Origin of the sequence: Fundidesulfovibrio agrisoli, assembly GCF_022808715.1 — a bacterium.
In the GTDB taxonomy this organism is placed as follows: Bacteria; Desulfobacterota; Desulfovibrionia; order Desulfovibrionales; family Desulfovibrionaceae; genus Fundidesulfovibrio; species Fundidesulfovibrio agrisoli.
The window spans coordinates 1-7,749 of the sequence record NZ_JAKZKX010000020.1 but is presented as its reverse complement, the minus strand read 5'-3'; the positions used below and the strand labels follow the sequence as shown (position 1 = coordinate 7,749).

Here is a 7,749-nt window from a genome sequence, read left to right as displayed (position 1 = left end):
CCGCGGCTCACGTGTTTTCGGCCCTCACACCCCCGCCCCCGCCGCCCCCCCCCCCCCCCCACGCCTGGAGCCGAGACAAACGGGAGCGCCTCCGGCGGCCAAAGGGCCTTCGGCCCTCTGGACTCCCTTTTAGGCTTCGCGCCTAGGCCTGCTCGCCTTCAGTCTCCTGCGAGGCAGGGGCCTCGGGACGCTGGTGCACCAGTGCCGCCACCTGGTCCAGGGCCGCGCCCTGGTCCTCGTTCTGGAAGATGTTGCGCCCGGCGCACAGCCCGGCCGCGCCGCAGTCCAGGGCGTCGGCCATGTCCGCCAGGAAGCGGGAGAACTCCCCGCGCCCCGGCCCGCCGGTGACCACCACGGGGGAGTCGGAGGAGGCCACCGCGTTGGAGAAGCTCTCCGGGTCGCCCGAATAGGGCACGCCCACGATGTCCGCGCCCAGCTCCGAGCCCAGGCGGATGCAGTGCGAGATGAGGCTGGGGTCCAGTTCGTTGACGATGTGCCCGCCGCGCGGCTGGATGATGGCCAGCACGGGCAGGCCCGCCAGGTGGGCCTCGTCGGCCATGGCCCCGAAGTCGGCCAGCATCCTGTCCTCAAGGTCGTTGCCCACGTTGATCTGCAGGCTCACGGCGTCCGCGCCCAGGCGCAGGGCCTCGCCCACGGAGCAGACCACGGTGCGCCCGTAGGGCGGCAGCGCGTGCTTGGTGCCGCCGGAGAGCTGCACGATGAGCGAGAGCCCAAGCGGCAGGCCCGCCCCGTGGGTGCGCGCGGGGCCCTTGTTGAGCACCACGCCCTGCACGTTGCGCCCCTTGACCATCTCGGTGAGCTTGCCCACGGCCTCCAGGCCGGGGATCATGCCTTCGCCCACGCCGTGGTCCAGGGGGAGGATCAGGGCGCGGCCGCTCACGGGGTCGAAGAGGCGTCCGAGACGACGGTAGATGCCGATCATGCGGGTGTCCTTGGGGATGCTGTGGAAGTGGAAGCGCCTGCGTTCGGCCGGGCCGCTCCTTGCGGACTGGCGCAGGCGGGTTCTGGGCATGGCTGTGCGTATCATATGGTTCCTGGTCGGTGCTTGCCCGGCGGTCAGCCCCGGCGGGCGGTCATCTGTCGGACCAGAGGGCGCGGCCGCCCTTCACGGTCAGAAAACCCAGGGGCAGGCCCCTGAAATAGAGCCCCATGCGGCCCGAGCCCCCCTGCACGGAGATGGAGCGCCCCTCCAGCAGGGCGGTCACGGTCTCGGGCTCGTCGGCGTCCAACTCCGGGCCGCTCCCGGCGGGGGGCAGCAGCAGCCTGGCCCTGGCCCAGGGGCGGAAGCCGTCACCGGCCATGCGCCCGAGGCGCTGCCCCTTGCGCCGCACCGGCAGCAGGCCCGCGCCGCGCCCGGGCACGAAACAGAGCTCGTCCTTGAACATCTCGGCGGAGCCTTGGGGCAGGCTCTCCCAGGCCAGGCCGGGCGCGCCGGACCGGGCCTTGGCCAGGAAGTCCGTGGCGGTGCCAGGCGCGGAGCCGGGCCCCTTGCCTGCAACGCCCCGGGGATCGCGCCAGGAGCGCCGCCTGGAGGCGGGCGCTTCCGGCCCGAACCCGGGCCCGGACTCCGGTTCCGGGAGCGGGGCCGAATCCGGCTTGGTGAACAGCGCCAGGTAGAAGCCCTGGGCCTCGGAGCCCTCGCCGTCCACGCGCAGGGTCCCGGCGGCCGCCGGGTCCTGGGGCTCGTGGAAGCTGAACCCCGGGAACGGGGCCAGGGGCAGGGGCTCGAGCCCAAGCTCGCCGGCGGCCCAGACGGCCTGGTCCTCGTTTTCGGCGCGGTTGGTGGTGCAGGTGGAATACAACAGCCGCCCGCCCGGGGCCAGCAGCGTGGCGGCCTTGGCCAGCAGCTCGCGCTGCAGGGAGGTCAGCGGGTCAACCTTCTCCGGCTTCCAGAGGGTGAGCACCTGCGGGTTCTTGTCCACCGTGCCCCAGCCGCTGCAAGGCGGGTCCAGAAGAATGTAGGAGAAGCCGCCCGGCGGCAGGGCCAGGTCCTGCCCCTTGCTGCCCGTGCTCACGGCCTGGGGCAGGTTGAGGCGCGCCAGGTTCTGGCGCAGGGTGGCCAGCCGGTCGGCGCTGGGCTCGTTGCCGAGCACGTAGCCCTCCCGCCCGGCAAGCTGCGCCAGGAAGGATGTCTTGCCGCCCGGGCTGGCGCACATGTCCAGCACGGCGGACCCGGCGGGCGGGTCCAGCGCCAGGGGGGGCAGCATGGAGGAGCGGTCCTGGATGTAGATCAGCCCGAAACGGGCCGCCAGGGACGAGCCCAAGGGCGCGGGCTCGTGGGTGAGCCTGCGGCACCAGGGGCTGAACGGTTCGGGTTCGAAGGCGTACCCTTGCGCCTCCAGGAGGGCTTCCACCCGGGGGACGGCTTCGGGGTCGCAGACGATGCGGAAGGATCGGGCCACGTGCGCAACATGGCCCAAGCCCGAACGCTTGGCAAGCGCCATGCGCGCGGGGGCTGCTTCCGGCGCTGGCGGGCAGGTCTGGGCGAGGGGCTGCGGCGCCGCTGGATCGGCCATGCCGGGCCGGGTTCGCCCGGACTCCTCAACCCGCCGGCGACGGGTTGTAACCGGGCGGTTCCGGGCCGCGTCTTGTGAGCATCCCGCGCCCCACACGGGGGGCGAGACCATGAAATATTGTCCATGTGCCGGGCATCCCGGGATTAACCCCTCAAAAGCCCACGGAAAGGGCCAACACATTTCTTTTGCCTCGCCTGTACGATAATGCTAACAGCCTTGCCGCCCGGCAGAGCCGGGCTGGCTTGCCCATGCTCCATGGAGGTTCCCGCATGATCCGCGCCCGCGTGGTATTTCTGGCCGCACTGGCCCTTCTTCTGACTGCTTCCGCCGCAATGGCCCAGGTGAAAACCTTCGCCGTGCTGCCCTTCGCCGTGAACGGCCCCGAAAAGTTCGCTTACCTCTCCCAGGGCGTGCAGGACATGCTCGTCTCCCGCCTGACCTGGCAGGGCAAGCTCCAGCCCACGGACAAATCCGCCATCGACCAGAAGGTCAAGGCCGCCCCGCGCTCCGAGTCCGAGGCGAAGGCCGCCATGGCCGCGCTCAAGGCCGACTACGCGGTGTTCGGCTCCATGACCATCGCCGGCGACGACGCCAGCCTCGACGTCAAGGTGCTCGACTCCAAGGGCCAGCTGACCACCAAGAGCGCCCAGACCAAGCTCAACACCATGATCCCCAGCATGGAGGGCCTGGCCAAGGACATCAACGCCCAGGTGTTCAACCGCGTCGAGGCCGCCCGCGACCCCAAGACCGGTCAGCCCGTGCAGTCCGTGAACCAGATGAACCCGGCTTTCGTGGTCAACCAGACCGCCGAAAACCAGCAGGTCTACCTGAACCCCAACTTCCGCTACGCGGGCAACACCGACACCCCCGGCTCCTGGCGCAGCCAGACCCTGCCCTACGCCGCCAACGGCATGGCCATCGGCGACCTGGACGGAGACGGCCAGAACGAGGTGGTGCTGTTCTCCAACAGCGACGTCTACGTCTACCGCTTCCAGGATAGGCAGTTGGCCCAGGTGGCCAAATGGGAAGGCTCCACCCGCGTGAAGCTGGTGCGCGCCTCCGTCGTCCAGATCGGCAGCGACAAGGGCAACAAGCTGGTGATCTCCGGCTTCTTCAACAAACTGCCCCAGTCCACCATCCTGCGCCTGGACGGCAACAAGCTGGTGGCCGAAGCCGAGCGCCTGCCCTGGTACCTCTCCGCCGTGAAGCTGCCCCCGCGCTACCAGAAGCAGCTCGTGGGCTCCAAGGGCGACGCCAGGGACGTGTTCACCGGCGGCGTGTACGAGATGAACTTCGCCAACGGCAGCCTGACCCCTGGTTCGCGCCTGAGCCTGCCCACCAAGGCCAACCCCTTCAACTTCGCCTATCTGCCCGAGGAGGCCGGCTACAAGCTGGTGGTGCTCGACGACAACGACCGCCTGGAAGTCTACAGCGGCCGCAACGACACCATCGCCAAAACCGAGGAGCAGTACGCCGGGTCCAGCATGGGCATCGAGCACGACAGCCTGCTGCCGCCCACGGCCACTCCCAACGACAACTACCTCTGGAGCTACTACTACATCCCGCTGCCGCTGGTGCCCGCCATCCTCGGCAACGACAAGAAGGCCGAGCTGCTGGTGAGCCGCAACATCTCGGTGGCATCCCAGTTCTTCGAGAACTTCCGCCTCTTCTCCCAGGGCGAGATCCACTCCCTCGGCTGGGACGGCGTGGGCCTGAACCTCAAGTGGAAGACCCGCCGCCTCAAGGGCACCATCGTGGGCTACGAAGTGGCCGACATCGACCACAGCAAGGTCCAGAACCTGGTGGTGTGCATGAACACCTTCCCCGGCCCCGCCGGGGTCAAGAACAGGCGGACGGTCGTGGTTGCCTACCCGCTTGACCTGGAGTCCATCCAGAAAGGCGTGAAGTTCGGCAACATGGACGAGGTGGGCAACTAGCCCGCCGAACCGCCGCGCGTGCTGGTTCTGTACCTGGCCCAGGCCGTCAACTCGGGGCTTGCTCTCGGAGCGGTCTACGGATTGATGGCCCTGGGCTTCTGCCTGATCTACAACTCGAGCAGGCTCATCAATTTCGCCCAGGGGGAGCTTCTCCTCCTGGGCGGACTTGTGCTTTTCAGCCTCTCGCAGACGCTCCAGCTCGGCCCTGTCTCCGCCCTGCTGGCCACCGGCGTCTTCGGGTTCCTGCTGGGCCACCTGCTCTACTCCACCACGCTCGGCGTGATGCTTCTGGCCCAGCCCCTGCGCCAGCTCATGCTCACCGTGGCCGCCAGCCTGATCTGGCAGGGCGCGGCCGTGCTCATCTGGGGCAAGAACCCGCTCAAGCTCGAACAGTTCGTCACCATGCCCGCGCTGCGCATGGGCCCGGTGTTCCTGGGGCCCAACACCGTCACCTCCCTGGTGCTGGCGGTGGCAAGCGTGGCCGTGCTCTCGGCCTTCCTGGGCCTCACCCGCACGGGGCGCGCCATCCGCGCCGTCTCCATGAACGCGCTGGCCGCCCGGCTGCAAGGCGTGAACCCGGTGCGCGCGCAGGCCCTCTCCTTCGCGCTCTCGGGCATCCTCTCGGCATTGGCCGCCATGGCCATCGGCCCACAGACCATGCTGCGCTACGACATGGGCTTCGGCCTGGGCCTCAAGGGCTTCGTGGCCGCCACCCTGGGGGGCTACACCTCCCTGGGCAAGGTCTTCTGCGGCGGGCTGCTGCTGGGCGTCATCGAAGCCTGCCTGACCCTGGCCTTCAGCGCCGACCTCAAGGAGACACTGACCTATTCCCTGCTGGTGGCCCTCCTGGTGCTGGCCCCCACCCCGCAGAGCAGGCAGCAGAAGGTCTAGCCCGTGCGCCGCGAAGTCCGCTCCCTGGCCGCCTTCCTGGCCGCCGTGGCCCTGGTGGGCGCCTTCCTGCCCAACGTGCACCTGCTGGCGCTCAACCAGCACCTGTTCCTGGCGCTCAACGTGCTGGCGCTCAATTTCTGCCTGGGCCTGGGCGGCCAGGCCTCCATGGCCTCGGGCGCGTTCTGCGGCCTGGGCGCATACGGCTCCGTGATCCTGCATACCATGTGGCCTCAAGGCACCCTTGTCATCGTGCCCGGTGTCGCGGCCTGCGCCTTCTTCGCGGCCGCCTGGATCAGCAAGCCCCTGGAGAAGCTCGGCGAAGGCTTCCTGGCCATGGCCACGCTCTGCCTCTGCCTGATCTTCGTGAACCTGGTGCTGGCCTTCGCCCCCGTGACCGGCGGCTCCAACGGCATGATGGTCTCCGTGAGCCCGGCGCTGCCCCTGCTGGGCGAGCTCAAGGGCGACCGGGCCAACTTCGCGGCCCTGCTCTTCCTGCTCGGCCTCGGGGGCTACATCTTCGCCGCCATGAGGGATTCCCGCCTGGGGCGGGCCCTGCTGGCCTGCAAGGACGACTCCCTGGCGGCATCCTCCTGCGGCATCGACCGCCTGGGGGTCCGGGCCGTGTCCTTCGGCATCGGCGGAGCCTTCTCCGCCCTGGCGGGCATGGTGCTGGCCAACTCCACGGGGTTCATCAGCCCCGGCCAGTTCGACCTGGGGCTCTCCCTCAAGACGCTGCTCTTCCTGGTCATCGGCGGCCCCGGCCGTTTGGTGCGGCCACTGCTGGCCGTGGTCCTGCTCGAAGCGCTCATCTCCTGGTTTCATTCCCTGGGCGAAGCCACCATGCTGGTGCACGGCCTGATCCTGGCCACGGCCCTGCTGGCGGGCTACTGGCGTGAGACCGGCGGCTTCGCCTGGCTGCCCCGCCTGGTTGCCCCTGCGGCGAAACGAGTGTAAAGCCTCCGAAACCAATCACCATTCGGAGGACGTATGCCGCGTTTGTTCCTTTCCCTTGTTGTCCTGCTCTGCCTGACGGGCAGCGCCTTCGCAGTGGAACCCATCCTGATCGGCGGCATATTCGCGGAATCCGGACCAACCGCCGAGATCGGCACGGCCACGCGCCTCGTGGCCGAGATGACCCTCAAGCAGATCAACGACAAGGGCGGTATCCTCGGGCGTCCGCTCAAGATGATCGCCTACGACACCCAGTCCACCCCCGAGGTGGCCCTGCGCATGGCCCGCCAGCTGGTTGAGTCCGACGGGGTGCTGGCGCTCATCGGGCCCACCTCCACGGGCGAGGGCATGGCCGTGAAGAAGTACACCGAGGAGCAGAAGATCCCCACCATCATGACCGTGGGCGGCGACGCCATCGTGGCCGGGGGCAAGTACGGCCCCTTCGACTGGACCTTCAAGGTGCCCCAGCGCACCAACACCGCCGTGGAGAAGATCTACGGGTACCTCAAGGCCCACAACCTGACCAAGGTGGCCCTGCTCACCGCCAAGGACCCCTTCGGGCAGGACGGCTCCAACGCGCTCAACGCCCTGGCCCAGGCCAACGGCATCACCATCGTCTCCGAGGAGAACATCGACTCCAAGGGCACCGACTTCTCGGCCGAGGCCTTCAAGGTGGTCATGGCCAAGCCCCAGGCCGTGGTGATCTGGACCATCGGGCCCGCCGCCGCCATCGCTGCCAAGAACTTCTCTTCCCTGCCCGGAGACAAGCCCCTGCTGGTGGAGTCCCACGGCATCGCGGGCGCCAACTTCCTCAAGCTGGCGGGCGAGAACGCTGAGGGCGTGGTCATGCCCGCCACCAAGCTCATGGTGGCCGAGACACTGCCCGCGAGCGACCCGCAGAAGGAGGTCATCGCGGCCTTCGTCAAGAACTACACGGACCAGGGTCTGCAGGCCAAATTCCCCATGAACACCCACTCCGGCTACGCCGCCGACGCCCTGACCCTGCTGGTCGAGGGTCTGAAGAAGGCCGGGAAGGCCGAACGCGAGGCCCTGCGCGACGCGCTGCAGAATTTGAAGGGCGTCGTCGGGGTCTCCGGCGTGTTCAACACCACCCCGCAGGACCACAACGGGCTGGCCACCGACTCCATGGTGATGGTCACCGTGAAGGGCGGCACGTTCGTGGAGGCCAAATAGGCGCGGGACGGGGGGAGATTGCCGGGGGAAGCCTCCGGCGGCCAAAGGGCTGCGCCCTTTGGAATCCCTTATAGGTACTGACGTTCGCTTGGGTGCGAACCTGAGCGCGTGATGAAGGAATGCAGAAAGGCCGGTCCGAGAGGACCGGCCTTTTTATTTTGGTGTGTTAGGCTGTGTGGCCTGCCCTGCTGAGCCCCGGCCGTCGGACATATCGGAAGAATATCCTCGGCCGGGGCTCA

Annotated in this window: 6 protein-coding genes; 4 read left to right on the top strand and 2 right to left on the bottom strand. The window is 68.6% G+C overall.

Annotation, left to right across the window (positions count from 1 at the left end):
* Positions 1-142: 142 nt before the first annotated feature.
* Positions 143-1,048 carry a class I fructose-bisphosphate aldolase gene (locus MLE27_RS13530; protein WP_243312618.1) on the bottom strand — a complete coding sequence of 302 codons (906 nt, stop codon included), beginning with the start codon at positions 1,046-1,048 and terminating at the stop codon, positions 143-145.
* A gap of 46 nt (positions 1,049-1,094) precedes the next feature.
* Positions 1,095-2,423, bottom strand: a complete 1,329-nt coding sequence (locus tag MLE27_RS13525; protein ID WP_480017370.1) for an RsmB/NOP family class I SAM-dependent RNA methyltransferase — start codon at positions 2,421-2,423, stop codon at positions 1,095-1,097.
* A 383-nt stretch (positions 2,424-2,806) separates the two neighbouring features.
* On the opposite strand from MLE27_RS13525, the gene MLE27_RS13520 reads away from it, so the two are divergent.
* From MLE27_RS13520 to MLE27_RS13505, 4 genes are read left to right on the top strand one after another with little or no spacing between them, the layout of a single operon-like run.
* Positions 2,807-4,474: a VCBS repeat-containing protein gene (locus MLE27_RS13520; protein ID WP_243312616.1), complete on the top strand. Its 1,668-nt coding sequence runs from the start codon at positions 2,807-2,809 to the stop codon at positions 4,472-4,474.
* Positions 4,475-4,492: 18 nt separating this feature from the next.
* Positions 4,493-5,365, top strand: coding sequence for a branched-chain amino acid ABC transporter permease (locus MLE27_RS13515; protein ID WP_243312615.1), 873 nt, complete (start codon positions 4,493-4,495; stop codon positions 5,363-5,365).
* A gap of 3 nt (positions 5,366-5,368) precedes the next feature.
* Complete coding sequence (locus MLE27_RS13510; protein WP_243312614.1) at positions 5,369-6,319, top strand: branched-chain amino acid ABC transporter permease; 951 nt, start codon at positions 5,369-5,371, stop codon at positions 6,317-6,319.
* A 33-nt stretch (positions 6,320-6,352) separates the two neighbouring features.
* The gene (locus MLE27_RS13505) at positions 6,353-7,510 is read left to right on the top strand and encodes an ABC transporter substrate-binding protein (protein WP_243312613.1); all 1,158 of its coding nucleotides are present in this window, start codon (positions 6,353-6,355) and stop codon (positions 7,508-7,510) included.
* Positions 7,511-7,749 lie beyond the last annotated feature (239 nt).